General features: G+C 54.9%; 31 protein-coding genes. 21 read left to right on the top strand and 10 right to left on the bottom strand.

The window, feature by feature from the left end; translation table 11 throughout:
* Positions 1-42: 42 nt before the first annotated feature.
* The 3 genes from cmk to WCK51_11430 are packed head-to-tail and all read right to left on the bottom strand — an operon-like array spanning position 43 to position 2,797.
* Positions 43-708 (bottom strand): (d)CMP kinase, encoded by a 666-nt coding sequence (gene cmk, locus WCK51_11440; GenBank protein MEI7577500.1) that lies wholly within the window; start codon positions 706-708, stop codon positions 43-45.
* Positions 705-2,033, bottom strand: coding sequence for a 3-phosphoshikimate 1-carboxyvinyltransferase (gene aroA, locus WCK51_11435; protein ID MEI7577499.1), 1,329 nt, complete (start codon positions 2,031-2,033; stop codon positions 705-707). The genes cmk and aroA overlap by 4 nt, the downstream gene beginning before the upstream one ends.
* Entirely contained in the window at positions 1,991-2,797 is an 807-nt protein-coding gene (locus tag WCK51_11430) for a prephenate dehydrogenase/arogenate dehydrogenase family protein (protein MEI7577498.1), read from the bottom strand. Before WCK51_11430 ends, aroA begins: the two co-directional genes overlap by 43 nt.
* 228 nt (positions 2,798-3,025) lie before the next feature.
* Between WCK51_11430 and WCK51_11425 the strand changes: the two genes are divergently transcribed.
* A complete protein-coding gene (locus WCK51_11425; protein MEI7577497.1) occupies positions 3,026-3,226 on the top strand; it encodes a hypothetical protein in 201 nt (66 codons plus the stop codon).
* Between the two features lie 50 nt (positions 3,227-3,276).
* On the opposite strand, the gene WCK51_11420 is transcribed toward WCK51_11425, so the two are convergent.
* Positions 3,277-4,578 (bottom strand): DUF4349 domain-containing protein, encoded by a 1,302-nt coding sequence (locus WCK51_11420; GenBank protein MEI7577496.1) that lies wholly within the window; start codon positions 4,576-4,578, stop codon positions 3,277-3,279.
* Between the two features lie 4 nt (positions 4,579-4,582).
* Positions 4,583-5,077, bottom strand: a complete 495-nt coding sequence (locus WCK51_11415) for an RNA polymerase sigma factor (protein MEI7577495.1) — start codon at positions 5,075-5,077, stop codon at positions 4,583-4,585.
* 483 nt (positions 5,078-5,560) lie between these two features.
* On the opposite strand from WCK51_11415, the gene WCK51_11410 reads away from it, so the two are divergent.
* The 15 genes from WCK51_11410 (at position 5,561) to rplE (ending at position 15,565) form a co-directional block, all read left to right on the top strand.
* Entirely contained in the window at positions 5,561-7,273 is a 1,713-nt protein-coding gene (locus WCK51_11410) for a hypothetical protein (protein MEI7577494.1), read from the top strand.
* A 255-nt stretch (positions 7,274-7,528) separates the two neighbouring features.
* Positions 7,529-8,587, top strand: a complete 1,059-nt coding sequence (locus WCK51_11405; protein ID MEI7577493.1) for a phosphotransferase — start codon at positions 7,529-7,531, stop codon at positions 8,585-8,587.
* 254 nt (positions 8,588-8,841) lie between these two features.
* Positions 8,842-9,468: a 50S ribosomal protein L3 gene (rplC, locus tag WCK51_11400; protein MEI7577492.1), complete on the top strand. Its 627-nt coding sequence runs from the start codon at positions 8,842-8,844 to the stop codon at positions 9,466-9,468.
* A complete protein-coding gene (gene rplD / locus WCK51_11395) occupies positions 9,468-10,139 on the top strand; it encodes a 50S ribosomal protein L4 (GenBank protein ID MEI7577491.1) in 672 nt (223 codons plus the stop codon). Before rplC ends, rplD begins: the two co-directional genes overlap by 1 nt.
* Entirely contained in the window at positions 10,136-10,477 is a 342-nt protein-coding gene (rplW, locus tag WCK51_11390; protein ID MEI7577490.1) for a 50S ribosomal protein L23, read from the top strand. Before rplD ends, rplW begins: the two co-directional genes overlap by 4 nt.
* A 2-nt stretch (positions 10,478-10,479) precedes the next feature.
* Positions 10,480-11,313 carry a 50S ribosomal protein L2 gene (gene rplB / locus WCK51_11385; GenBank protein ID MEI7577489.1) on the top strand — a complete coding sequence of 278 codons (834 nt, stop codon included), beginning with the start codon at positions 10,480-10,482 and terminating at the stop codon, positions 11,311-11,313.
* A gap of 105 nt (positions 11,314-11,418) precedes the next feature.
* A complete protein-coding gene (rpsS, locus tag WCK51_11380) occupies positions 11,419-11,706 on the top strand; it encodes a 30S ribosomal protein S19 (GenBank protein MEI7577488.1) in 288 nt (95 codons plus the stop codon).
* Positions 11,706-12,233 (top strand): 50S ribosomal protein L22, encoded by a 528-nt coding sequence (rplV, locus tag WCK51_11375; GenBank protein MEI7577487.1) that lies wholly within the window; start codon positions 11,706-11,708, stop codon positions 12,231-12,233. Before rpsS ends, rplV begins: the two co-directional genes overlap by 1 nt.
* Positions 12,233-13,039, top strand: coding sequence for a 30S ribosomal protein S3 (gene rpsC / locus WCK51_11370; GenBank protein MEI7577486.1), 807 nt, complete (start codon positions 12,233-12,235; stop codon positions 13,037-13,039). Before rplV ends, rpsC begins: the two co-directional genes overlap by 1 nt.
* Positions 13,039-13,530 carry a 50S ribosomal protein L16 gene (rplP, locus tag WCK51_11365; protein ID MEI7577485.1) on the top strand — a complete coding sequence of 164 codons (492 nt, stop codon included), beginning with the start codon at positions 13,039-13,041 and terminating at the stop codon, positions 13,528-13,530. The genes rpsC and rplP overlap by 1 nt, the downstream gene beginning before the upstream one ends.
* On the top strand, positions 13,527-13,733 hold the full coding sequence (gene rpmC, locus WCK51_11360) for a 50S ribosomal protein L29 (GenBank protein MEI7577484.1): 207 nt from the start codon (positions 13,527-13,529) through the stop codon (positions 13,731-13,733). The genes rplP and rpmC overlap by 4 nt, the downstream gene beginning before the upstream one ends.
* Positions 13,733-13,999, top strand: a complete 267-nt coding sequence (gene rpsQ, locus WCK51_11355; protein ID MEI7577483.1) for a 30S ribosomal protein S17 — start codon at positions 13,733-13,735, stop codon at positions 13,997-13,999. Before rpmC ends, rpsQ begins: the two co-directional genes overlap by 1 nt.
* Positions 14,000-14,089: 90 nt before the next feature.
* A complete protein-coding gene (rplN, locus tag WCK51_11350) occupies positions 14,090-14,461 on the top strand; it encodes a 50S ribosomal protein L14 (protein ID MEI7577482.1) in 372 nt (123 codons plus the stop codon).
* Positions 14,461-14,856, top strand: coding sequence for a 50S ribosomal protein L24 (rplX, locus tag WCK51_11345; protein ID MEI7577481.1), 396 nt, complete (start codon positions 14,461-14,463; stop codon positions 14,854-14,856). The genes rplN and rplX overlap by 1 nt, the downstream gene beginning before the upstream one ends.
* 112 nt (positions 14,857-14,968) lie before the next feature.
* Complete coding sequence (rplE, locus tag WCK51_11340; GenBank protein MEI7577480.1) at positions 14,969-15,565, top strand: 50S ribosomal protein L5; 597 nt, start codon at positions 14,969-14,971, stop codon at positions 15,563-15,565.
* A gap of 54 nt (positions 15,566-15,619) precedes the next feature.
* Here rplE and WCK51_11335 read toward each other — a convergent pair whose 3' ends face one another.
* Genes WCK51_11335 through WCK51_11325 form a run of 3 tightly spaced genes read right to left on the bottom strand, consistent with a single transcriptional unit; the run spans position 15,620 to position 18,673 of the window.
* The gene (locus WCK51_11335; protein ID MEI7577479.1) at positions 15,620-15,877 is read right to left on the bottom strand and encodes a Txe/YoeB family addiction module toxin; all 258 of its coding nucleotides are present in this window, start codon (positions 15,875-15,877) and stop codon (positions 15,620-15,622) included.
* Complete coding sequence (locus WCK51_11330; GenBank protein MEI7577478.1) at positions 15,874-16,125, bottom strand: type II toxin-antitoxin system Phd/YefM family antitoxin; 252 nt, start codon at positions 16,123-16,125, stop codon at positions 15,874-15,876. Before WCK51_11330 ends, WCK51_11335 begins: the two co-directional genes overlap by 4 nt.
* 28 nt (positions 16,126-16,153) lie before the next feature.
* Positions 16,154-18,673: a DUF5695 domain-containing protein gene (locus WCK51_11325; GenBank protein MEI7577477.1), complete on the bottom strand. Its 2,520-nt coding sequence runs from the start codon at positions 18,671-18,673 to the stop codon at positions 16,154-16,156.
* Positions 18,674-18,702: 29 nt separating this feature from the next.
* On the opposite strand from WCK51_11325, the gene WCK51_11320 reads away from it, so the two are divergent.
* A complete protein-coding gene (locus tag WCK51_11320) occupies positions 18,703-19,137 on the top strand; it encodes a hypothetical protein (GenBank protein ID MEI7577476.1) in 435 nt (144 codons plus the stop codon).
* On the opposite strand, the gene WCK51_11315 is transcribed toward WCK51_11320, so the two are convergent.
* Positions 19,085-19,891, bottom strand: a complete 807-nt coding sequence (locus tag WCK51_11315; GenBank protein MEI7577475.1) for a VanZ family protein — start codon at positions 19,889-19,891, stop codon at positions 19,085-19,087. The two genes, WCK51_11320 and WCK51_11315, sit on opposite strands and share 53 nt — an antisense overlap.
* A gap of 17 nt (positions 19,892-19,908) precedes the next feature.
* On the opposite strand from WCK51_11315, the gene fbaA reads away from it, so the two are divergent.
* From fbaA to WCK51_11295, 4 genes are read left to right on the top strand one after another with little or no spacing between them, the layout of a single operon-like run.
* Positions 19,909-20,928: a class II fructose-bisphosphate aldolase gene (gene fbaA / locus WCK51_11310; protein MEI7577474.1), complete on the top strand. Its 1,020-nt coding sequence runs from the start codon at positions 19,909-19,911 to the stop codon at positions 20,926-20,928.
* A gap of 15 nt (positions 20,929-20,943) precedes the next feature.
* Positions 20,944-21,120 (top strand): hypothetical protein, encoded by a 177-nt coding sequence (locus tag WCK51_11305; GenBank protein MEI7577473.1) that lies wholly within the window; start codon positions 20,944-20,946, stop codon positions 21,118-21,120.
* Positions 21,121-21,933 (top strand): carbon-nitrogen hydrolase family protein, encoded by an 813-nt coding sequence (locus tag WCK51_11300; protein ID MEI7577472.1) that lies wholly within the window; start codon positions 21,121-21,123, stop codon positions 21,931-21,933.
* A gap of 59 nt (positions 21,934-21,992) precedes the next feature.
* Complete coding sequence (locus tag WCK51_11295) at positions 21,993-23,225, top strand: hypothetical protein (protein MEI7577471.1); 1,233 nt, start codon at positions 21,993-21,995, stop codon at positions 23,223-23,225.
* A gap of 61 nt (positions 23,226-23,286) precedes the next feature.
* Here the strand turns inward: WCK51_11295 and WCK51_11290 are convergent, their stop codons facing one another.
* A complete protein-coding gene (locus WCK51_11290) occupies positions 23,287-24,294 on the bottom strand; it encodes an aspartate-semialdehyde dehydrogenase (protein ID MEI7577470.1) in 1,008 nt (335 codons plus the stop codon).
* Between the last annotated feature and the right edge of the window lie 7 nt (positions 24,295-24,301).

The raw sequence follows: 24,301 nt of genomic DNA, 5'->3' as shown, positions 1-24,301 counted from the left end.
CACTGGTGTCCCGTGCCGACGCTGGTCGGGAACCCGCCGAGTTTACTGCAACTTGGCTTTCAGGTGAGAGATGATTTTCGCCGCAACCTCTTCCGGAGACCGGTCAGCGGATTCGACAATAATCGCATCATCAGCGACCTTCAGAGGCGAATCGTCCCGATTGATATCCCGGTGATCCCTTAACTCGATCTGGTTGCGAACATCCTGAAACCCAGCCTCCATCCCCTTCTCAATAAACTCGCGCTGCCGTCTCTTCGCCCGCTCTTCCAAGCTAGCAGTAAGATAGATTTTGAGCGTCGCATCCGGAGCGACAACGGTTGTGACATCTCGACCCTCAAGAATCACCCCGCCTCCCCGAACCAGCTCCTGCTGAAGCGCAACCATCTTTTGCCTGACGGGTGTGAACTGGCTCAGGGCGCTTGCGGCCTCACCAATTTCAGGAGTTCGGATACGGGCGGTGACGTCCTCACCATTGATGAAAACAGGTTGCGGCTCGCCGACGCCGAATGTGATGTGGATGTCACCCATCATCTCTGCGGCTTTGTGGCCGTCTTGAACTGTAAGACCAGCTTCTAGAGCCTTAAACGCGAGGCAACGATACATCGCGCCCGTATCAAGGTAGCTAAGCTCAAGCTCCTTAGCGATGAGCTTGCTCACCGTGCTCTTCCCGGCTCCTGCGGGTCCGTCGATGGCGATGACTGGTTTCATAGGTTGGAGTTTACTGGTTGACAGAGTCGGGCAAGCTCGACTTCAAATCCGGGGAAGCTGGTTGCGATGGAGTCGGCGCCGTCGATCTCCGTAGTGCCTTCGGCAATAAGCCCGGCGATAGCGAAGGCCATCGCGATCCGGTGATCACCGTGGGCGTCGATCTTCGTGGCTCGTAGCTTCGTCGGACCTGTGATTGCCATGCCATCCTCGAAAGTTTCTACTTTCGCTCCCATGCCTCGGAGACCATTGGCGACAAGCTCAATCCGATCACTTTCTTTGACTCTCAGCTCCTTCGCATTCCGAATAATGGAGGTGCCTTCACATTGAGTGGCGAGGACCGCCAAAACGGGGATTTCATCGATGAGTCTCGGCACAAGGTCGCCTTCAATAGAGAATGGTTGAAGGTGGTTAGCAGTCTCGACAACTAATGAGCCCACAGGCTCGCCGAGTTGTTCTTGAATGTCGAACAGGGCAAAGGGAGTTTGACATTGGGTGAGAACATCCAGCAAACCAGTCCTGGTTGGGTTTACGCTCAACTCGATTACTTCTAAGCGGCTGTTTGGAAGCAGAGCCGTTGCCACTACGAAGAATGCAGCAGAGCTGATATCGCCAGGGACATTGAACTCAAATCCGTGTCCTTCCTGGCCACCTTCGATGCTCACTTTCAGTCCTTCAGTCGTGAGTTGGCACCCCATCGCTCTCAGCATTCTTTCCGTATGGTCGCGCGATAGTGAAGGTTCGGAAACCGAAGTGATGCCCTCGGCCCTGAGTCCGGCAAGAAGGGTACAGCTCTTGACTTGCGCGCTTGCGACCGGGCTGATGTAGTCAATCCCTTTGAGGGAGCCGCCTCGAATTGTCAGCGGAGGTCGCTCGCCCTCGATTTCGGCTCCCATCAGTTCGAGAGGAGTCCTGATCCGACCCATGGGTCGCTTTGAAAGACTTGCGTCGCCAATGAAAGTTATGTTCAGAGGACGCGAGGCGACAAGGCCAGCTAGGAGGCGCATCGTGGTTCCGCTGTTGCCGCAATCGATTGGTCCGTACGGCTGCATCCATTCCTTAGTTGGGATCAACCTCAGCTCCTCCGGACCTAACATCTCGTGTCGCAGGCCGAGGTGGATCATCGCTCGAAGAGTGTTTTCACAGTCCTCACCACGCAATGGGTTTCGAACAACAGACTCGGATGAAGCGAACGCCGCGAACATGTAAGCTCGGTGCGTGAGCGATTTGTCGCTTGGCGGTCTGATCGAACCGTTGATCGAGCACACGGGGTTGATAGTGAGCTTCACTTCTGCTTTCCCTTGAGCTTTGCCATCTCCTTCAGCCACTTCTCAATGCCTTTCTTGTCACTCTGCTCGATCATGCCCTGGAGCTCACCAAGTCGCGCAACGTATCCACCCAATACTGAAGCAACTTCTGTTCGGTTTCCGAGCAAGATTTGGGTCCACAGATCAGGGTCAACTCCGCCAACTCGGGTCAGGTCTTTCCATGAACCACCACTCGCCTCAGTGGATTCCAACTGAGCACCGGTCTCCAGAAGCAGTCCAGCCAAGACGTGAGGCAGATGTGAGAGGATCGCGGCAGTCCGGTCATGCTCGGCAGCACTGAGTCGAACAGGTATGGCGTCCAACTCCTTCACGACTGATTCGAGCCGAGCCATCTGTGAAGCCGGAGCTGCACCTGGGCAGATGATCCACTTCGCTCCACGAAACAGCCAGTTCGATGCAAACTTGGGTCCCCCTTTCTCGTGTCCTGCCATGGGATGGCTAGCGACGAACCACTCTTTCTCTGCTCCCCAGGCGACAACGTCGGCTTTGATGCTCGCGGTATCTGTTACCAAGGTTTCTCGTCCGCGAGCTTTGTAGACTGCATCTAAGACAGCAACCGTCGCGGCCGGCGGAACTGCTACGAAGACGACGTCCGGTAGACAAGCTTCCTCGAGAGAGACTGCTTCGTCGATTGCGTAGCGCCGAACCGCAATATCCGTGTTCTCGGTTGCGAGATCAAACCCGACGACGCGGTGTCCTTTAGCCTTCAGCCCCATTCCGATCGAGGCTCCGATGAGCCCGGTCCCGACGATCCCGATAGTCACGCCGATTCACCACTAATGTGTGCGGCGCAAGCCGCACCTTCACCTCGTGCTACAAAAAGCCAGCAGCTCAAAACACGACAAAACCAAGGCTGAAACAGCTTCATTTGGAGTTAACAGGTTAGCATATCAAGACGCCTTACCCCGTACGTCGCAGTCTCTAAACATCGGGCCGAAGAGGGACTTCCGCCCCGCTTGAATCCTTTTCAATGGATTGCCGTATTGAATGGTATGTCTGATTCAAACAAGAATCTGCTCAAGATCGTTGGAATGATCATCGCCGCTATCCTGGTCTGGAAGATCGTGGTTGCGCCAATCCTGTTCATTGCCAAGTTGTTGCTCCCGCTCGCCATTGTTGGTGGGGTGGTCTACCTGATCTACCGAGGTACCGGGGGAAAAGCTCTCGGCGGCGGTAGGCGCACTCTGCCGTAATCGGAACGGTATTGGTCAAGCGACCAATACCGTTTGGAGAGTCCCTCTCGTCATCGTCGTCGCCGACTCACCATCCAACCTGCCACCGCCAGCGGGAGCCAGACGGGGATGAAGACTAGGAGGTAGATGCCTAGGGTTCCTAGGACTTGGCCCACTGAGCCGAGGCCGCTCTTGGCATCGCCGAAGGCGCCTTTTGCCCAGCCTCCTCCTCCGGTGCCACGGGTGAAGGTGGCTTGGATGGTGGAGAAGTTGCCTCGTTCTTTGAGGTTGTTCAGCTGCCATTTCTCGGCTTCGAGGTTGGCCCTCACGTTGCTGAGTTCGCCCCGGATGCGCCACTTCTCGTCTCGGTTCTTCGACTTGGCAAGCTCACCGACGAGCTGCTTTTCTTGGTCGGCCCACGAGCGGGTTTTGGCCGCCGACGTGACAGTTTCGCCGGTGATGTCCTGGCTCGCTGAGTTCACCTGCTTCACTGCGCCCATCGCCTGAAGCTTGTTCATGGCGGCGGGGAAGTTGTCCGAAGGGATGCGGAGGGTCATCTGGGCCTTGCCGCCTTCTGCGGTGTTTTGCATGTCGCTGGTGACGACGAATCCCTTGAGGCTCGTCACCATTCCGGTGGCTTCATCGACCGAGCGCATTAGGTCCTCGACTTCGACAGTGACGTTGCCGGACTTCTCCAGGTACACGCCGTAGGGTGCGCCGGGTGAGTTCTTACCGATGCTCATATCCAGCTTCGCAGCATCGTCTGCCGGCAGCACACTCTTCGCCTTATCCATCGTCGGATTTGCCGAACTGAGTCCACGAAGTAGTCGCCCGCGGTCATCTTCAGTGCGCAGTCCGTACGCGTTGGCCGATTCATCCGACAAACTACTCGATGGTGGTGCTGCTTTAGCCTGAGTCGACACCAACCCAGATTTCGATTCACTTCCCTCACTTTCCATTGGTGTCTTCGACGTAAATTCTGTTCCGGAAATTGAAGGAGTCGAAGCCTCAGCATTCTCTTGCCGTCCGACAATCACATTCTTGGATTTCGGCGGATTCCTCAACGTGTAAGATGGCCCCCCAGCCTTTAACCCTGGAATCATCGCCACAACCAGCACCAGCCCCAAAACCGAAGACCAGCCGGCGAACCGCCAAATCTTCTTTGACTCGGCGACGCTTCCGGCGACGAGGCGGGATTCTAGCTGTTCGCGGCCGTAAGGCTGACCGGGGTCGATGGCCTTCAGCGCGCCAGAGAGGGCGGAGAAGTCGGCGGACATCTTCGCCAGCTCGGCGTCCTGTCGCAAGTGGGTCTCGACCTCGGCGCTACCGGCCAGGTCTAGTTCTCCGTCCAAAAAGCTCTTTAGGTTTTCCATTGTTTTAGGCCACCTCCGAAGGCGCCAGGGTTTGTCTTAGGTTCAAAAATGCGTGGTAGAGTCGGCTTTTGACCGTCCCCACCGGAATTCCGGCAATCTGCGCGATCTCGTCGTAGGTAAAGCCGTCCACCTCGTGGAGAAGCACGACTTCGCGGTGCTCGGGCGAGAGTTTGGCGAGGGCGACCCGAAGGGCTTCGCGGTCGATGATCTGGCCTTCGGGGGTCGGCGCGCCGAACTCGACCATCGGTTCGCCGTCTCGACGCGAGCGGTTGATCCGCCGGCATTCATTGAGCGCGATTCCCATCAGCCAGGTCAGCGGCTTGCTGTCGCCCCTGAACTTAGAAAGGGCCCTCTGGGCAGTGATAAAAGTCTCTTGAGCCGCATCCCCGGCGTGGTGGAATCCCACGCGCACCGAGCAGAAGCGGAAGACTTGGTCATAGTGGCTCGCAACCAACTGACCAATCTCCAGCTTCGCTTTTGGAGCCACGGCCTCGTTCACAAGAAGCATCATACAGAGGTTGGTGACGGTTGGTGGGTAGAGGGTTCAAAGAATCGGTAGTTTCGCAGTTTCGAAGTTGCGAAGTTGGGCTGAGAACTGCGACGCCTTTGTGGAGACATTGGGTTCAAATGGGTGCTCATTTTTCAGTTTGAGTGGGGACAAGGATTTGAGTTTGAGGTTGGGGGCCTCGTTCATCGCATTGCTCGGACTCGGTGGGGGCGGGCGAGTCGTCCCGATTGCATCGGGACGTGCCGCGCGCAAGTCTATAAATCTTGATCTTCACTTAGAGGCAACCAAAACGTGGGTTTGGCAGGTTCAAAGCGATTAACCGGGAGCTTCGGCGGTTCTACGAATCCAAGCGTGAGGCGTCGGGTGATGATCTGACTGTACACATGATGGATCGGTGCGCGAACCAAAACTGAGTTTGTTAAGGCTCCGCCAACGGTCGCCCGAGTGGCGCAGTTCTTGCTTCTTTGTATTGAAATGGCAATTGCGTTGAAGAATCTGAAACTGAGTTCCACCAAAGAGTCGAATGTCAGGGCTACCACGATGGACACAATCGCCGCGCTCGGGTTTCCCTTGCTGATGGCTTTCTGGCTGGTGTTTCTGATTTTTCGGGAGCCGATTGCGGCAACGACTTACCGTTGGCAAGATGACAGTTACTACTATCTGTTGCCAGCTTGGAATTGGGGTCGGACGGGGCAGATTACGACGAGCTGGGTGGGCGAAGTTTATGGGTTTCAGCCGTTATGGTTCTTGGTTCAGGCGGCTCTTTGTAAAGTTTGTACGAACCTCCAGGTTGCCCTGAAGTTGATTACCGGCGTTCAGGCGTTTCTGTTTATCGGCGGTACCGCGATGCTTGGCGTGGTGACGGCGAGGATCGTTAATAGCCGTTGGGTGAGTCCGTTTGTGGTTGCTGCGGCCACGATTGCGTTGCCATTGCAGGTCTCGCTGCTCTCCGGAAAGGAGAACACGCTGGGGCTCTTCTTGCTCGCCAGCTTCTTGGTGGTGATCACTCAGTCGAGCTGGGAAGTTCGTCGCCGCTTGTTGTTTGGCGCATTGATCCTTGGCCTTCTCGGGATTACTCGGACGAACTATGCCGTCAGTTGCGTCGTTGTGATCACGGCGATCTTGCTCAAGTTTCGGCCGAGTTGGCGAGTTTCGGTTGCGACCTGTCTTGCGTTCCTGTTGCCTGTTTGCGGATGGTTTGGGTTTGCAAGTTCGCGGTTCCATTCAGCGATGCCGCTGAGCGGGCATATGAAGATTCTTGAGGCGAAGGCGACCCTTGCGACCTTGTTTGCCGACCACGGAATGGCGATTCCGACTAAGCTTCTTGGACAGGATGCGCTTGCTTCGGTCAGTAGCCACACCGCGATGCCGAGTGAACCTCGAGCCGCGGTGAATGTTTACAAGAACCAAGTTGCAACGATTCTGTCGGTCCGTACTCTGGCGTTTTTGGTCGGAATATTTGGTCTTCTCGGATTGTTTGCAAAGCCTGTTGGGAAGTGTGACAATCGGCGGTTGTGGCAAGTCGCTGGGTTATTGCTCGCGTTTGTGGTGCCGAACGCGCTGTTCAACATCTTTGCAATGAGTCCTGTCCTCAGCTACACGACTTGGTATTTGATGCCCGAGCAGGCTCTGATGATCGTGGCGGTTCCGACCCTGATCGGCTTGGCAATGAGCCGGAATGTGTTGGGGACGTTTAAGCCTGCGTTCTTGGCCCTGCTTGCGGTGTTTGGGGTTGCGTCAAAATTCAGAGTCAATGACTGGGAAGTTTTGTCGGCCAGGTATGAGCACCCGGACTATCAGTGCTACAAGAACCAGGATCAGTTGGTTGCCGAGTTTCGGAAGGTCTGGAAGAAGGACGATCTGATCGTCTGCTTCAACTCGGGCTACTTTAACTATCTGCTGAGCGATGCGAAGATGGAGAACCTGGACGGTCTGACGGCCTCTTTGCCTTACTACAAAACGGTTGGGGATTCGATTGTTGTTGAAGGCGCCGATTCGCTCTCGCCGAAGCTGTGGAAGTATTGCCACCAGATTCACGCAAAGTATCTGATTGACTTCGATAAGGCCGACTGGACGCCTTCGGCTCGCCCCTTTGAGAATCGGATGGACTTGTCGACTGCGGAGCTGGTGGTGAAGTCTGCTCCCTTTCACGAGGGGCAAGAGCGGATTTACGCGTTTCGGCTGTAGTTTCCTTTGAGTTGGAGGCGGTGAGTGTTCCTCCCGCCGGTCCGATGCCACGCCCCACCCGAAGTGTCGCCGGGGGCGTCGCTATCGCTCACCCCGCCCCCCCCCGTCACTCCGGGACCCGCGCCCCATGGCGGGTGTAAGCTCAACAACTAGGGAAATTGCAATAAATGCTTCATAACTCTCCATCGATCTTGTGTCGTCAACCGTTTTGATTTCTGCCTTGGTCGAGCGGGTGAAGCAGATATGATCTGAGCAATGTATCATCCAGCTCTTGACGTTGCCATGCTTGTAGCCTGCGTGAATCAGAGCCTCGGGGCGCAGTTTTCCGACGAACCCGAAGTCGTCTTTGCCTCGTATGAAGACCCGCCTGATCTGCGGCTTACCGCGCTTCTTCGGACTGATTCGATTGAGCATCCGTCGGTCGTCATAAAGGCCAACAAATCTCCGCTCCTGGCCAACTCAGCCGCAATTCACATCCTTGCGGCATCAGCAGGAGGTGGTTACGTGCCGCGCGTGCTTGGGTCAGCTCAAAATGATGATGCCTCGCTTCTGTTACTGGAGAGGTTCGAGGGATCCCCGGCATCTGAGATGGGTCTCGACGGGCTGGTTGCAGTTGCGAACTCGCTATCACACATCCAGCTCAGGGTCAGCCGGGCTCAGATTGCGCATGCGAACTTGGCTATCCTTAAGCTAGACGACCTCCACCTCGTCTTCGGGCGATGCCAAAGCAAGATACTGGAGGCTTTCGAGAGGGTCTGGTTTGCAGACGACGACTCGAAACTAAGTCGAGCTTTGAAAGGTCCTATTGAGACGATTCCCTTACTCCTGGCTTCTGTCGAGGCACTGCTTCCGACGCTCATCGGAGCAGTTTCGGCGGCAGGGGTCGACTATTCGATCCACCACGGAGACCTTCATTCTGGGAATGCGGTTCTTATGAGTGATGGATCGGCTTTGATCTATGATTGGGAGACAGGTAGCGTCGCACATCCATTCTTCTCAATGGAGAAACTCCTAACATCGGGCTGGGCAATGGATGAGAATCAGTCTGGTGGTCCTTGGGGATACGTTCGTTCGACACCATCGCAAGAAAACCTAAAAAGGACGTACCTGGGCGCTTTTGATGGTGACCCTAGAGTCTTGGGTTCTGCTTTTGACGCAGCAATGTGTTTGGCAGTGCTTGTTGAGATGGACTTCGAGATAAAATGGGCTGAAGTGTGCGGCTGGGATAATGGAAATCCGGAATGGACGGCGCAACTGATTAACCGGCTCAGAGAGCATCAGGCTCAGTTTCTAAAGCCGATTCAAATCTTGTGAAAGAGACCCCGGGGAATCAAATCGTCGCTCGAAGGCAAGCGACTTAACTTGGCTTTGCGCCCCTCGCTTGCAAACCCGCCAACACCTAGGGTATAACTTCTCTTTGCGCCGGACTGTGTCTGGCGTCACGCAGCTTCCAAGCTCGCTTGACTGGGCGACCCCGGTTGGTTTCAACGCCAATAACGATTGGGCAACGTCAGTGATTCATGACGAATCCGACAGGTCGAACGATGCATTGAAGCGAGGAAAAATCTATGCTTCCAGGCATTTTAGGACGAAAAATAGGCATGACCCACATCTTTAACGATGCGGGCAAAATGGTGCCCGTTACCGTCGTGGAAGCGGGGCCCGTCTACGTAACTCAGTTGAAGAACGAAGAGAAAGACGGATACACCGCAATCCAGGTCGGTTTCGGAGACGCGCCAGAGCGCAAGCTCACTTTCCCCAAATTTGGCCACCTCAAAAAGGCGGGCCTCACGAAGAACCTTCGCACCCTCCGCGAATTCCGTGTAGCAAAAACTGATGGCGTCGAACTCGGTCAAGAGTTCGACGTTTCTTTGTTTGCGGAAGGCGAGGCGGTGACGGTGACCGGAGTCAGTAAAGGTCGCGGCTTTGCTGGTGGTGTCAAGCGGTACCACTTCAAGGGTCAGCACATGACTCACGGCTTCATGACTCACCGACGCCCGCTCTCGAACGGTGCTACCGGCCCCCAGAGGGTTTTCAAAGGTAAGCGCGGTCCGGGTCGTATGGGTACCGATACGGTGACTCAGGCTGGTCTCAAGATCGTGAAGATCGACGCTGAGCGAAATCTGTTGCTCATCGACGGTTCCGTACCTGGCCCTAACGGCGCAAACGTTACGGTTAACAAGGTGAAGAAATAATGGCTGCTATCGAAATCAAGGATAAAGCCGGCAAGAAGGTTGGTAGCCACGATCTTAGTGGATTCCTGACCACCATCTCTGCTAGCCACACGTCGATTCACCGAACGGTTGTTGCCGAAGAGTCCAACTCTCGCCAAGGTACGCAAAGCGCCAAGACCCGAGCTGAGGTTCGTGGTGGTGGACGAAAGCCGTACAAGCAGAAGAAGACTGGTAATGCTCGACAGGGTTCTATCCGTGGACCGCACTATGCGCACGGTGGAATGGCTCTGGCGATCAAGCCTCGCAACTACGATAAGAAGATCAACAAGCAAGAGCGACGGGCGTCTATCGTCAGCGCACTTGCGATGCACTTCGAAGCTGGTCATGTCAGCGTGGTTGATTCGGTCGCTTTCGCGGCTCCGAAGACCAAGGATGCAATCGCATTGTTGACGGCTCTCGGGTTGCAAGATACTCGCCGAGTTCTGTTGATCCTTCCTGAGTACGACGAAGTCGTTCTCAAGTCCTTCGCTAACCTGAAGAACGTTGTGGTGCGAACCGCTCCGGCTTCGGTGAAGAAGGGTGAAGAGGGTCCTAAGACGCAAGCTTTCAGCGCACGAGACGTACTCGTTGCTCACAAGCTGGTGATTGCCAAAGAAGCTTTGGCGCGAATTGAGGAGGTTTGGTCCAAGTGAGAAGTCCCTACGAAGTGATCGTTGCTCCCCACTTGACCGAAAAGTCGGTGGCTCTGAGCTTCGGCGACCTGCGCATCAAGGAAGATTCTGAGCTTGTGCGAAAGTACACGTTCATCGTTGCCCGCGACGCGAACAAGATTGAAATCAAGGCTGCTCTCGAAGCGCTTTACAACACCGGAAAGAAGAAGGGTGAGGGAATCGAAGTTACTTCCGTTCGCACCATCAAGGTTCTGGGTAAAAAGCGACGACGTGGCCAGCACAGCGGCTATGAGCCGAATCGCAAGAAGGCAGTCATCACCCTGGCAAAGGGTCAGATGCTGGAGGATTACGGAGTCTAACCATGCCAGTACGAAAGCTTAAACCAACATCGCCAGGACGACGCCATCAGGCGGTTTCGACCTACGCGGAAATTACAAAGATTCGTCCGGAGAAGTCGCTGACCGTTGGTCTTCGAAAGTCCGGTGGACGCAACAGCTACGGCCGAGTTACCAGCGTTAACGTAGGTGGCGGAAACAAGCGACGCTACCGAATCATCGACTTCAAGCGCATCAAGGATGGCGTTGAGGCAACTGTCGCGGCGATCGAATACGATCCAAACCGCACCTGCCGAATCGCGCTTCTCCACTACAACGACGGAACCAAGGCATATATCCTTGCTCCTCGCCATCTGGTAGTGGGAGCAAAGGTTTCCAGCGGAACCGAAGCGGACATTCTTCCTGGCAACTGCTTGCCGTTGAAGAACATCCCGCTCGGTACCCTTGTCCACAACATCGAGTTCCACCCTGGTAAGGGCGGTCAGATGGTGCGATCCGCCGGAACCTCCGCGCAGGTCATGGCAAAGGAAGGAAATTACGTCACTCTAAGGCTTCCTTCGGGCGAAATGCGAATGGTGCACAACACCTGCCGCGCTACGGTCGGTGAAGTCGGAAACGCAGAGCATGAGAACGAGTCGCTAGGTAAGGCTGGAAAGAGCCGAAACCTTGGCCGCAAGCCTCACGTTCGCGGTGTCGTCAAGAGCCCACGCGACCACCCACACGGTGGTGGTGAAGCGAAGTCGCCGGTTGGACGCAAGAAAGGTCCAGTCGACCGATGGGGTAACAAGTCGCTCGGTGAGCGAACTCGAAGTAACAAGAAGACGGACAAGCTCATTGTTCGCCGACGTTACGGAAAGTAATCGTCAATTTGAGTTCTCCTCTTGGTTTTGGCCGAGAGGGAAGCTCCTCGTGCACTGCCCGTTTTGGGGCAACCCAAGGCGAAGGTCAACACAGGAAATCTATAAATGGCAAGAAGCTTAAAGAAAGGATATTTCGTGGACGATCACCTTATCGAGAAGGTCGATAAGATGAACGAAGCGAATGAGAAGAAACTTATCAAAACATGGAGCCGACGATCGACGATCATCCCAGACATGATCGGACACACGTTCGCGGTTCACGACGGACGCAAGCACGTTCCAGTCTTTGTTACCGAAAACATGATCGGTCACAAGCTGGGAGAGTTTGCTCCTACCCGAACGTATAAGGGCCACCAAGGCGGTATCCCTGAGCGAGGAGTGAAGATTCGATAATGGAAGTACGCGCAACCGCTAAATATCTCCGCGTGCAGCCACGAAAGGTTCGCATCATCGCCGACGAAATCCGAGGGATGGACGCAACGATGGCAGCTCACAAGCTCCGCTATCACACCAGCAAGAGTGCAAAGCTGCTCCGAAAGGTTTTGATCAACGCTATGGCAAACGCAGTCGAGAACAATCAGCTCTCGCCTGAGACCCTGCGAATCGCAACCATCGAAGTGAACGAAGGACCTCGCATCAAGCGAATCCAAGCTCGCGCTATGGGCCGCGCTAACCGCATCGTGAAGAAGACCAGCCACATCACCGTGGTTGTGGAAGACGCAGAACCGAAGGTCGCTGTCAAGCCACATGGAACCAAGGCTAAGCCGCGACCTAAGTTCGCTGCACCTGCCGCTCCGAAGGCAAAGAAGGCCGAAAAGGTCGAAGAAGTTGTTGCTGAAGAGGTCGTCGAAGAGACGATGGCCGAGGCACCAGTCGAAAACGTAGCCGTCGCTGACGCGCCGGAAGGAGAAGGAAACTAATGGGACAGAAAATTCATCCAGTAGGCTTTCGAATTGGCGTCATCCGAGGCCATGATAGCCACTGGTTCTACAAGAAGCAAGGCTACGCCGCAGCCGTAAAGATGGATCACGAAATACGACTTGTCGTTAAGGGCCGCGTTGGACTTGGAAACGTTAGCCGCGTCGAAATCGAGCGAGCCGCAAACCGCCTGAAGGTCAACATCTTCACGGCGCGACCGGGCGCAATCATCGGACGAGGCGGAAAGGGTATCGACGAGCTGACCGACATTCTTAATCGAATGGTCCGCGAGTTCGACGGAACCCTCGGCGTTCAAGTCAACGTCACCGAAGTGCGACAGCCAGAGCTCGACGCGCAAATCGTCGCCGAGAACATCTGTGCTCAGCTCGAAAAGCGAATCAGCCACCGACGGGCCATGCGACAAGCCATGACTCGCGTTGTTCGATTGAACGGACGAGGCATCAAGATCCAGGTTTCTGGACGACTTGGTGGTTCGGAAATCGCTCGAAGTGAAAAGGATAAGACCGGTAAGGTTCCTCTCCACACCCTGCGAGCCGACATCGACTACGGATTCGCCGAAGCTCACACCGTCTACGGAATCGTTGGCTGCAAAGTCTGGATTTACAAGGGCGAGGTTCTTCCTGAGAAGCGACTTCGAGAGCTTGACGCCATTATGCAAACTCAGCAAGAGAACCGACGAAAGGAGCGAGAAGATCGCGCACCTAAGAAGGCTTTTGCTGCAACCAAGACTGAGGATGCTCCTGCAGCCGAAGTCGCTACTCCTGTAACAGAAGGAGAACAAGCCTAATGCTATTGCCAAAACGAGTTAAAGAAGGCCGACGGAAAATGTTCCGTGGTCGAATGAAAGGGAAGGCAACCCAGGGTAACCATATCGACTTTGGCGACTACGCCATCGTCGCATTGGAGCCAGCATGGGTTACCAGCCGGCAGATCGAGTCCGCTCGTATCGCCATGACCCGACACGTCAAACGAGGTGGTAAGGTCTGGATCCGGATCTTCCCACAAAAGTCGTACACCAAGAAGCCACTTGAAACCCGTATGGGTAAGGGTAAGGCGGGCGTCGAAGGCTGGGTAGCAGTCGTCAAGCCAGGCCGAGTGCTGTTCGAGATGGACGGCGTTTCGGTCGAACTGGCCCGAGAAGCTATGCGACTTGCCATCTACAAGATGCCAATGCGCTGTAAGTTCTACACCAAGGCCGAACTGGAAGCCGAGCAAGCTGCGCTTGAAGCTGGTTACCAAGAGAAAGCCGCCGCAAAGCGGGAGGCTGCTGCACAATGAAAAGCTTGAAAGCAAAAGAGTTAAGAGACAAATCAGTTGCTGATCTGCAAACGATGGTCAACGACGAGCAAGCTGCCCTTTATAAGGCACGACGCGACATCGTTTTCCGCCAGCTCACAGATACAGCAAGCGTGAAGGTTCGACGACACAACATCGCGCGAATCCTCACCGTGATCGGCGAAAAGCAAAGAGGTAACGCTTAATGGCAGACGCTCAAGAACCACGCAATCGTCGTAAAACCCGACAAGGAATCGTTGTTTCCAACAAGATGGAACTGACGGTTGTTGTTAAGGTTGAGCGACGCGTCCAGCACCCGCTGTACGGAAAGGTTGTTATCCGAACTGAAAAGTTCAAGGCACACGACCTGCACAATTGCGACGAAGGCGACCGCGTTGAGATCATGGAGACCCGCCCAATATCGAAAGATAAGCGATGGCGAGTCACCCAGATTCTTGAAAAGGTCAAATAACTTCTGCTCCCTTGCGGGGCAACAAACAAACGATCACGCCTACCCCCGAAATGTTGTTTCGAGGACGGCCTCTGAGAAAGGAAAACTGAAATGATCCAACAATTTACAAGACTCAAGGTTGCCGATAACAGCGGCGCACGAGACGTCATGTGTATTCGCGTCCTGAAGGGTTCACAGCCCCGATACGGCGGAATCGGTGACGTGATCGTCTGCGCAGTTAAGGCTGCCACCCCGAACATGCCGGTCAAGAAGGGCGACGTCGTCCGAGCCGTCATCGTTCGAACCAAGAAGCCCGTTCGACGAGCTGATGGTTCAACTCTGCGATTTGATGAGAACGCCTGCGTTGTCATCAACCCGAACAACGGTGAGCCACGGGGCACCCGTATCTTTGGCCCAGTTGCTCGCGAACTTCGCGACGCCAACTACATGAAGATCGTCTCGCTCGCTCCGGAGGTGCTGTAATGCCGACAAAAGCTGATCTTAAAAGACTCGCAAACCCCGTCAAGCTCAAGGTTCGACGCGGAGACAAGGTGATGATCATCGCCGGAAAGGACAAAGGCAAGAAGGGCTTCATCGCCGCCGTGTCCCCGAAGGAGAACAAGGTCATCGTTCTGGCTGAGAACCCAGAGAACGCCGAGCAGCCACTGCCGTTGAACGCAGTGATTAAGCACCGCAAGGCAAAGCAGCAAGGCGAGCGAAGCGCTCGAATCCAGCTCCCAGCCCCTCTCAACGTCTCGAACGTCATGCTCCTCGACCCGAAGACCGGCGAACCAACTCGAGTTGGACGACGGAAAGAAGGCGACAAGCTCGTTCGTTACGCTAAGAAGAGCGGAACGACGATCAAAAACGCAGACTGATAAGCCGTCAGCCTTCAGTCTTCAGCCATCAGCATTTTCGCTGATAGCTGAAGGCAGACAGCTGACAGCTTCCGACGCCTAGTCAGAAATTAGGCAAAACAGGAAAAACGAAATGGCTAAGAAGAAAGAAGAACCAAAAGTGAATGCACCAAGCGGCGCACTCCCTACACCTCGCCTGCGCGCGAAGTATAAGACCGAAGTGATGCCGAAGCTGCAGGAGCAGTTCAAGTACAAGTCCTCGATGCAGATCCCTAAGTTGGACAAGATCGTCATCAACATGGGCACCGGCTCGACCGACAAGGACAGCAAGCACATCGAGAACTCGATTCGAGACCTTACCCTCATTGCTGGTCAGAAGCCAATCACCACCCACGCTAAGAAAGCAATCTCGAACTTTAAGCTCCGAGAAGGCATGAAGGTCGGCTGTAAGGTCACCCTGCGCGGCGACCAGATGTATAACTTCTTCGACCGACTCGCCACTGTCGTTCTTCCTCGAATTCGAGACTTCCAGGGTCTCTCTGCCAAGTCGTTTGACGGACGCGGAAACTACGCGATTGGTCTTAAAGAACAGCTCGTTTTTCCTGAGATCCCTTACGACACGTTCGACCGAATCCGAGGAATGGACATTGTGTTCTGCACAACCGCCAAGACCGACGAGGAAGCGCATGTGTTCCTGAAGGCCATGGGTCTTCCGATTCGCGAGAAGTAAGCTCAGGCTCACTTCGAGGCCCTGCTCATCCTGGCGGATGGGCAGGGCTTGTTGTTAGTAGTGGTAGCGACAGCTCGCAATCTCAATCGCATTTTCTGTCACACGGTACACCAGCCGATGTTCGATGTTTATTCGACGAGACCAGAGTCCGCTCAACTCATGGCGGAGTTGCTCTGGTTGACCTCTCCCAACGAAAGGCGATCGCATGCATTCAAGAATGAGCATATTGATCTGATTAGTCATCTTTTTGTCGACTCGCTGCCACTCAAGGTAGTGCTCCCAGGCAACCGGGTCGAAGATGAGTTGCCTCATAGATCGAGATCAACCACTAAGCCTTCCCCAGCTTCCAGTCTTGCTTTCGCCGCAAGTAGGTGTTCTGCGTTCTTCGGGGAGCGCATCAAATAGAACGTCTCCATGATCGACGAATACTCTTCTAGCGACATCACGACCACAGGGTCCGCGTCGCGACGGGTAACAGTCAGAGGCTCTCGGCTTTCGCAGACCATGTCCATCGACTTCTTCATGTTCTCTCTAAACTGAGAGTAGGTCATCGGCTTCATGATCAAGTTGTACCACAACTTGTACAAGTTACTGTACAGGTTTCACTTCAATCTCTCGGAGCCGAGCACCTTCAACGGCCAGCCTGATCACAAGGGCGGATCCCTCCATTGAAGCTGCTCCATCTGAGCAACTAAACGCTGTGCCCCATAGGCCCTCTATCCGGATCGTGGCTTCTCGCCGTACCGCTTCGTTCGGATTGTCGAGAGTAATCAGCATCCATCGCAGGTCGGCGTTGAGTTCGAGGGAGTCTATTTTGGCTCCTTCAACGGTGATTTCAACGTTCATGTGTCGAATCACTACTCGGCGCCCGACACCATCCCAAGGAACGATTCGAAGACAGGGTTTACCCTCGCGGGGATACGCTTCGACGTTCCCCCCGAATGTGATAAAACCTCGTTCTGCCGAAGGCAGGACCCAGACCGTTGCACGTCGAATGAATTCGGCCAACGCGAACCCGATGTCGCCCGTCCTCGTCGAAAGCCCGCGCTGCGAGGACGCCATATCAGGGCAGAAGCCCATGCTTGCGGCTCCATCCTCCCGAACCATGGCCCAGGGTGCCATCAGACCACCAAAAGCGAGCCTCAAAGATGGCTCATCCAGGCGCGTGTAGTCACGGTTCAGCCAGCTAAGCAAGGTGTGAGAGAGGGATGTTGAGGTGTATGAAGGGTACATCGCGCCATAGTCGCTGAGCTCGGGGTGCAGCTCATAATCAACCAAAGGACGCGCTTCCGTTCCGTAGGACCACCAGTTCGGCGCGGTTGATCGGTGAGTAAGCAAAAGCTGCTCCACAGAGCCTGTCGCGGAAATGGCGTGAGTCTGATCAGCGATCGCGGCGACTTCGTCTAAAGTCGTTAGCGAGAAGTGTCGACCAACCCAGAATGGCAAGCGGTACTGCTCCAAATACTTATCCCGGAGTTCCTTCCAAGCCGGCTCATTAATCAGATCGGAAGCACCGAACAGAGCCGTGGAGTATAGCCCCTCACGATCTGCGAACTTGAGCAAGCCCTCGATCAGGCCGTTGGCAAGATCCATGTAGCCTTGCTCGTCTCGGGTCAGCTTCGCGTGGCGCGCAAGCCGAGAAACCGCTTCATACAACCGGATTGCATGGACGTAATTTTGCGCCCGAGAGGCGTCGTAGGCAATGGCTCCCGCGGCTGGCGGGCAAACCGAGGCAAACGTATTCTGCAAAGGTTTATGGAAAACTTTGAGCAAGAAATCTTCTACATATCGGTCGATCGCGATGACTTGTTCGGGATCCATGTAGACAATGTTCTTCTCGACCAAGAAGGTCGCATCAGCGAGTGAGCCAACGATCCCCCAGGGGGTTTGGAAGCAGTCAAGTTCTGGGGCATTTTCCTTGTTGTCCGCGGGCAAAATGCCATGCTCGAACGTACCGTTCCGGATCAACTGGTTATCAAAAATCCACTGCGCTCGTGCCTCAATCAACTCGGCCAACGGCCGGACAAAGAAGAGATGGCACCAGGATTCGCGACCATCCATGTCCTCTACGAGAACCCGAAGAGGACCCGACTGTCGGCGAGACACCGCGAAAATTCCTCCGTGCTCATCGCTCTCCGACTCAATTTCTGCATCGTCTGCCTCAGGAACAAATTGTGCAGGGCGAGTGCCAGCGATCTCGATGTAGTTCTGGGTATCAATCGGGGCGATCGCGCCTTGGCTCAGTCGGAATGTCGGAATCTTGTACTCCGCCAACGCGAGAGGAATTTCGAATCCGTGCCGACCCATGATCGGGGCAAAGCAGATCTGGTAACGCTGCTCCTCTTTGGGTTCCAACACAAGGCTACTATGCCCATAGAACCAATCGGCCCAACCCTCGCGATCCGCCGTGGCTCGACTGTGGACATAAACGATTGGCACACCCGACCAGCCCGGGCTCACCCGAAGCGACATCGGAGCGGAATGATGGAACTCCCAAGACGTTCCGATACCAGGATAAACCAGCAGGCCTGGCGAATCTCCGCACATGCGACGAGCGGCGAGATAGCTACCAGCTCCGCCGATATGGTGCTGGAGCACCATTCTCTCGGTGAGTAGCGAGTTCATGCCCTCGTCGTTCAGCGGAAAGCCGTCCAGGGTGTTGAGGAAGGCGAATGGGAAGCCCAGTTCCCCGATTTCGATGCTCTTCCGACTCTTATTCTTGATGACGAGATCCCAAATCACAACTCCCGGCTGTTCGTCGGATTCATAAAAATTGCCGGTAACGGCGAGTTCGGGAAGCAGGGGGAAGTCGTAGTCGACTTCGACATTGCTCTCTTCGCTTCTAACGGTTGCAGTGGAGTTTCGGCTCACCATCCAAGGTTCGTCCGGGCTGGTTCGGGCCCCCAGCAGCACGGTGCCAGGAAGGTAATCATCCGTCGTTTCATCGGCCATGACGACAGGCCCGGTGACAAACTGGACATCGGATGAGAATGGTCCATTAGATTCGTTCAGCCAGAGGCTGTTGATTCGTCCGGAAGGAAGAAAATTGAAGCTGATCGCGGATGTTGAGAGCTCCGTCGGCTCGAACCCGAAATCGAAATCGTCCACGGGCTTAATCTTACTGTAGAATTCTCGCGGTGATTCAGCGGTTAGCGATTTTGGGATTTGGAGATGTTGAGGTAGCTCCGAAGATTTCGGCAACATTGGCAAACTTCTTTGCTGACCGCCCGATAGAAATCCGGTGTTGGGATGACAACGAGGAGGCGTGTGATGTGATGTGCCGCGTGCTTCGCTTCTTCCTCAAAGAGCGCGAGCTAAGGTACCAAGTGTTCAAGCTGGACAGGGATTTGGTTTTGGACAAAGCAGATGCGGTGATCGTTTGCGGTAAGCCGTTGGGGGGCGAAGAGATGGGGATGCTGATACCGACCTTCCGTCTAGGACCAGGTGTTGACATCCAGCCCGATAAGTATAAGTTTCAGGCTCTAAGATGGATCAATCAAGAAGAGGATCCACTCGGTTTTATGTTTGAGAGTCAGAACTTGGAGCTTCTTGCTTGGCTGAATTCGTTCTGAGATAACGCCACCAGAGCCATATTGTGGCTGCACCAAGGTCGAGCAGTACATCTCGATACGATCCTTCTCGGTTCGGCATCATGTTCTGTCGCCATTCATCGCAGATTGCTACGATTGCGGTGAGTTCGAGCGCTACTTGCACCGCTGGCCTTCGCTCGTCTTGGGGCAACGTTTGTTGGTCGCGATCTTTTTGATCATGCCTGTCTGAGGCAGTCCAGTCGACGTAGTTAGTTCGAATAAAGTAGGCATACCACAGGTTTGCCATAGTCGAGTAGAAGACGACATGGACGAGTTTGCGACTCCAGAGAATCAGAGTTAAGGTTTGCTCCGCACTCAAGCCGAATACGGAATAGTAGGGGAGCATGTGGTCCGCGCCTCCCGAGGAACCGCTCACAAAGGAAAGGCACCACAAGAGCACGGCTGCCAGCATAAAGGGGACGTGGCGATTGCTGATCCGGCCCGAGTTCAGGAGCCAGAGTGTTCCCAGTGCGCTTAGTCCAAGCTCGATGGCTACGAGCGGAGGCCAAACGTCTCGGCCCTCACGCCGCTCACTCAGAGCCCACATGAGTGCGGCAGGCGATACCAGGAATAGCAGCATCGGTACGTACATGACCTCTCTACGGGAAGACATTGCTAGGCCCAATCGCAGTGAAAGTAACGCCAGAAGCAAGAGACACGGATAGACGAAATAGCGTGACTGATCAATTGAAACGACGAGCGGCAATAAGGCGAGCAAGGGAATAAGTCGCTTCATCGGATAACATAGATATTATGCCGGTACCAGACGCGCCAACATTTCACCGAATGCTCGACGAAGCTCAGAAGGGGAACTATGCATTGGCTTCCATCAATGTCACTTCTAGCTCCACGCTGAACGCCGCTCTGGCAGCGTTTGCCGAGACAAAGACGGACGGCATCATCCAGTTCAGCACTGGCGGTTCGGAGTTTGCGAGTGGTCCGATCAAGTCGATGTCGACAGGAGCAATCGCTCTTGCCGAGTACACCCACCGGGTGGCGGCGGACCTGCCTTGCTACGTCGCACTCACAACAGACCACTGCGTCCCAGATAAGGTCGACAAGTTCGTTCGTCCGCTGATCGCGGAGAGCCAGCGGCGGGTCGATGCGGGACAAGTACCGCTGTTCAACGGACACATGTTCGACGGTTCGGAACTTTCGATGGTCGAGAACATGAAGACTTCGGTTGAGCTCCTGAAGCTCATGGGTCCGATGGGAATCGTTCTAGAAGTTGAGGCTGGACTGGTTGGTGGAGAAGAGGACGGAATCGATAACTCGAGCGCCGACCACAGCAAGCTGTACACCACTCCAGAAGACATGGTGATGGTTTATGAGCACCTCCATGCGCTCGGCAAGTTCACGTTGGCGGCGACGTTTGGAAACGTCCATGGCGTCTATAAGCCAGGCAACGTCAAGCTCGATCCGATGATTCTCAAGAACGGAAACGACGCGATTCGGGCGAAGTACAACGCCATTGCTGACCTCGTTTTCCACGGCGGAAGCGGCTCGGAGCTTAGCGACATTCACGCCACTCTCGAATATGGGGTGGTCAAGATGAATGTTGATACCGACTGCCAATACCACTACTCACGTCCAGTGGTCGACCATGTGATGAAGAACTACGACGGCCTCCTGCGAATCGACGGTGAGATGGGTGACAAAAAGGTCTACGATCCGAGATCGTACATGAAGAAGGCCGAAGCGGGCATGAAAGCTCGGGTCATCCAAGCGGCAACGGAGCTCAAGAGCCTCGGCGTCACGCTGTATGGAAAGTAGGGGATAATCAGAGCAATGATCGTTCAAGAATTGGTTGGCAAAAAGGTTGTGGTTCACGTCGAGACCGGAGCAAACGTTGCCCAGCACCGAGGAGTGCTGGAGGCTGCAGACGCTCAGTTCTTGAAAGTGAAAAAGGACTCCGAGACCTTGTTCCTTTGCATCAGTAACGTCATCGCAGTCGCGGCGGTCTAAATGACCGTTCGCGTCGCCAGCGTCCAGATGGACGTCGCTTTCAACAATCCGAGCGAAAACATCGCTCGGGTTGTTGAGCAAATTAATTCTCTTTCCGAAAGTGGTGTGCAGCTCGCGGTTTTTCCCGAATGTGTTCTCACGGGGTATTGCGTTTCCACTCGAGAGGAAGCCGTGCAGATCGGGATGGAGTTGAGCTCGCTGGCCCCGATTCAGCGCGCTGCAGCCGAAGCAAAGATGGTCGTCGTCGTCGGCTTTGCCGAGAAGGGACTTCATAATACCGCCGCGCTTTTCGATTCTGACCGAGAAGCCGTTTACTACCGAAAGACTCACTTGCCCGAGCTTGGTTACGACAACTTTGTTTGCCCCGGCGATGCTTTGGATGTCTTTGACACGAGCGTTGGTAGAATCGGAGTTCTGATCTGTTTCGACGTTCGTCATCCTGAGGCCGCGCGAACACTTGGGCTCAAGGGAGCCGACATCATCGCAATTCCCACCAACTGGCCCACCGGTGCCGATATCTCAGCCGACAACTTGTGTATCGCTCGCGCAGTAGAGAACAAAGTCTTCGTGATGACTGCCAACCGCATCGGTACAGAGAACGGTTACTCGTTCATCGGCAAGAGTAAGCTGATCGCTCCGGGCGGACAATTGCTTGATCAAGCCGTGGGAAATGACGCGAAAGTCTTAGTTGCTGACTTCGATCTTGATCTGGCCAGGAACAAGCGAAACATCACTGTTCCTGGCAAGCACGAGACGACGATCTTGGAATCCCGTCGCCCCGAACTTTACGGGCAGATTATCGCTCCGAAGTAGGCAAAAAACGCCGGAAATGCTGTAAAGTAGCCCTACGGCTTTTAGGGGCATTCTTTGTGATGAAACGCAAATCTAATTTGGTAGCAATCTCGGCAGTCGCCGGCTCGATAGTGTTGATCGCCTGCGGCGGCGGTGGCGGCGGCGGAACAACCACCGGAACGACCGCAACGACGGCTACTACTGCTACAACTGCGACCACTGCAACGACTGCGACAACGGCCACAACCGCGACCACAGCCACGACCGCAACGACGGCAACCACGGCAACCACGGCAACCACGGCAACCACAGCAACCACCGCCACGACGGCAACCACAGCTACGACTGCAACGACAGCCTCTACGGCAGGCGGCACAGCAGGGTCGCTTCCCTCCAACGCGATTCTCTTTACTCAATTGGATGGCACCGGTGTATTCCTAAAGTCGATCAAGGAGGATGGCACCAATGAGACCGTTCTTGCATCGTTTAGCGGAGACACTACGAAGGCGGTTGCGGCAAATCCGAACACGACGAACCAGTTCGCGTTCGTGAATATTGTTAACGCCACCACAACTCAGATGCGCCTTTACAAGGGTAACTCTGCTCTCGATCCGGCGACTTCCACGCAGCTAACTTCAACCGTCTTTGATGACGTCCTGGACGTCCAGTTCAGCCCCGACGGAGCCTACGTCCTCTTTAGCGCAGTTCGACCGGGAGACGCCAACTATAAGCTGTTCGTCGTTTCGGCATCAGGCGGAACGGAGACGATTTTGGACAATGGTGGAGACTTTGCCGTCTGCCCAGATTCCGGCAAGCGGATCGTGGTTTACAGCAAGGACAACCCTTCAGGAACTAGTTCTGACCTGTACTCGATCAACTACACGACCGGAGCAGGTGTTGCCGCTTTGACGACGCTGAACACCGAAGCATTTACCCCTAGCTGGAACCGAGCTGGAACGAAGGTCTACTTCGCTAGCCAGCAGCCCGTCTCGGGCGGCGGTGGAGGCACCCAGACTGAACTTTATACAGTCACTCACCCTAGTGGTACTGCGACCCGTGTCACCTCAACTGATCTCGTGTTTGAGAGTGGGTTCGGTGTTAACGAAACTGAGAGCAAAGTGTCGTTCATCAATTTCACTGGCAATGCAAGTGATAGCGGGTTGTACGTCATGAACGCCGATGGATCGTCCTCCACGCGCCTGGTGGCCGGAACAAATCTTGGGTTCACCACTTACTTCACCAACTCGCAGGGCCGTTCGATTGGTGGTCAACCGTTCCACTTCTCGTTCGGAAGCCGACGCAATCGACGCTAAGTCGGCTTTTGGTACAAAACGTGGGCAACCATAGGTTGCTCACGTTTTTTTGTGTCTTTGGCTACTTCAAGCTAAGGGCAAGCTCGGCGATCTGAACCGCGTTCAACGCGGCACCTTTCAGGAGCTGGTCACCGGAGAGCATGAGCGAGAGGGCATTTGGATTCGACAAATCTTGTCGCACTCGTCCCACCAAGACGTCACCTCGACCGCTGGCATCCAAAGGAGTCGGAAAGATATTTTTTTGGCGATCATCCACCAGTCGAACTCCAGGTGCGTTCGATAATGCAGATCTCGCGGCTTCGACCGACGGAGCGGGACCATCAAACTCGATCGTGACAGTTTCGGTGTGCGCCCGAAGGACAGGCACGCGAACGCACGTCACGTTGATTTTGAGCGACGGCATTCCCAGAATCTTTCGAGTCTCCTCGATCACTTTTGACTCCTCCTCGTTGTAGCCGTCTTCTCCGATTGCGGTGTTATGGCTAAATAGATTGAAAGCGTAGCGGTGGTTTAGCTTGCTGGCCGGGAGCTCTTCATCCGCCAAGAGCGCACGGGTTTCTTGCTCAAGTTGGTGCATCATTGCCGCACCGCCTCCGCTTGCGCTTTGGTAAGTGCTTACGATCAGCCTCTCCATCTTTCCCAGAGTGCGGAGGGAGTTGATGGCAACACAGAGCAGAATTGCGGTGCAGTTGGGGACACTGATCAGGCGACTTGTCGGGAGCATTTCCGAGGAGTTCACCTCGGGGACCACCAGGGGAACTTCGGGATCCATTCGGAATGCGCTTGAATTGTCAATGACAAGGGCGCCTGCGGCTAGAGCGGCGGGGATCAGTTCTTTGGACCGTGTCGCTCCAGCGGAGAAGAAGGCAACGTCAACTCCGCTAAAGGAGTCTGTAGTCGCTTCTTCAATCGCGATTTCTTGAGTCCCAAATTTCAGTTTTTTTCCAGCCGAGCGGGCCGATGCCAGCAACTTCAACGAGTCGACAGGAAACTTTCGAGTTTGGAACAAGTTCAAAAATTCGGCCCCGACGGCACCCGTCGCTCCGACTATCGCAATGTGGCTTGGCACGCTTAAG

Source organism: Armatimonadota bacterium, from assembly GCA_037138755.1.
Lineage (GTDB): Bacteria > Armatimonadota > Fimbriimonadia > Fimbriimonadales > Fimbriimonadaceae > Fimbriimonas.
This window is presented reverse-complemented; position numbering and strand designations above follow the sequence as displayed.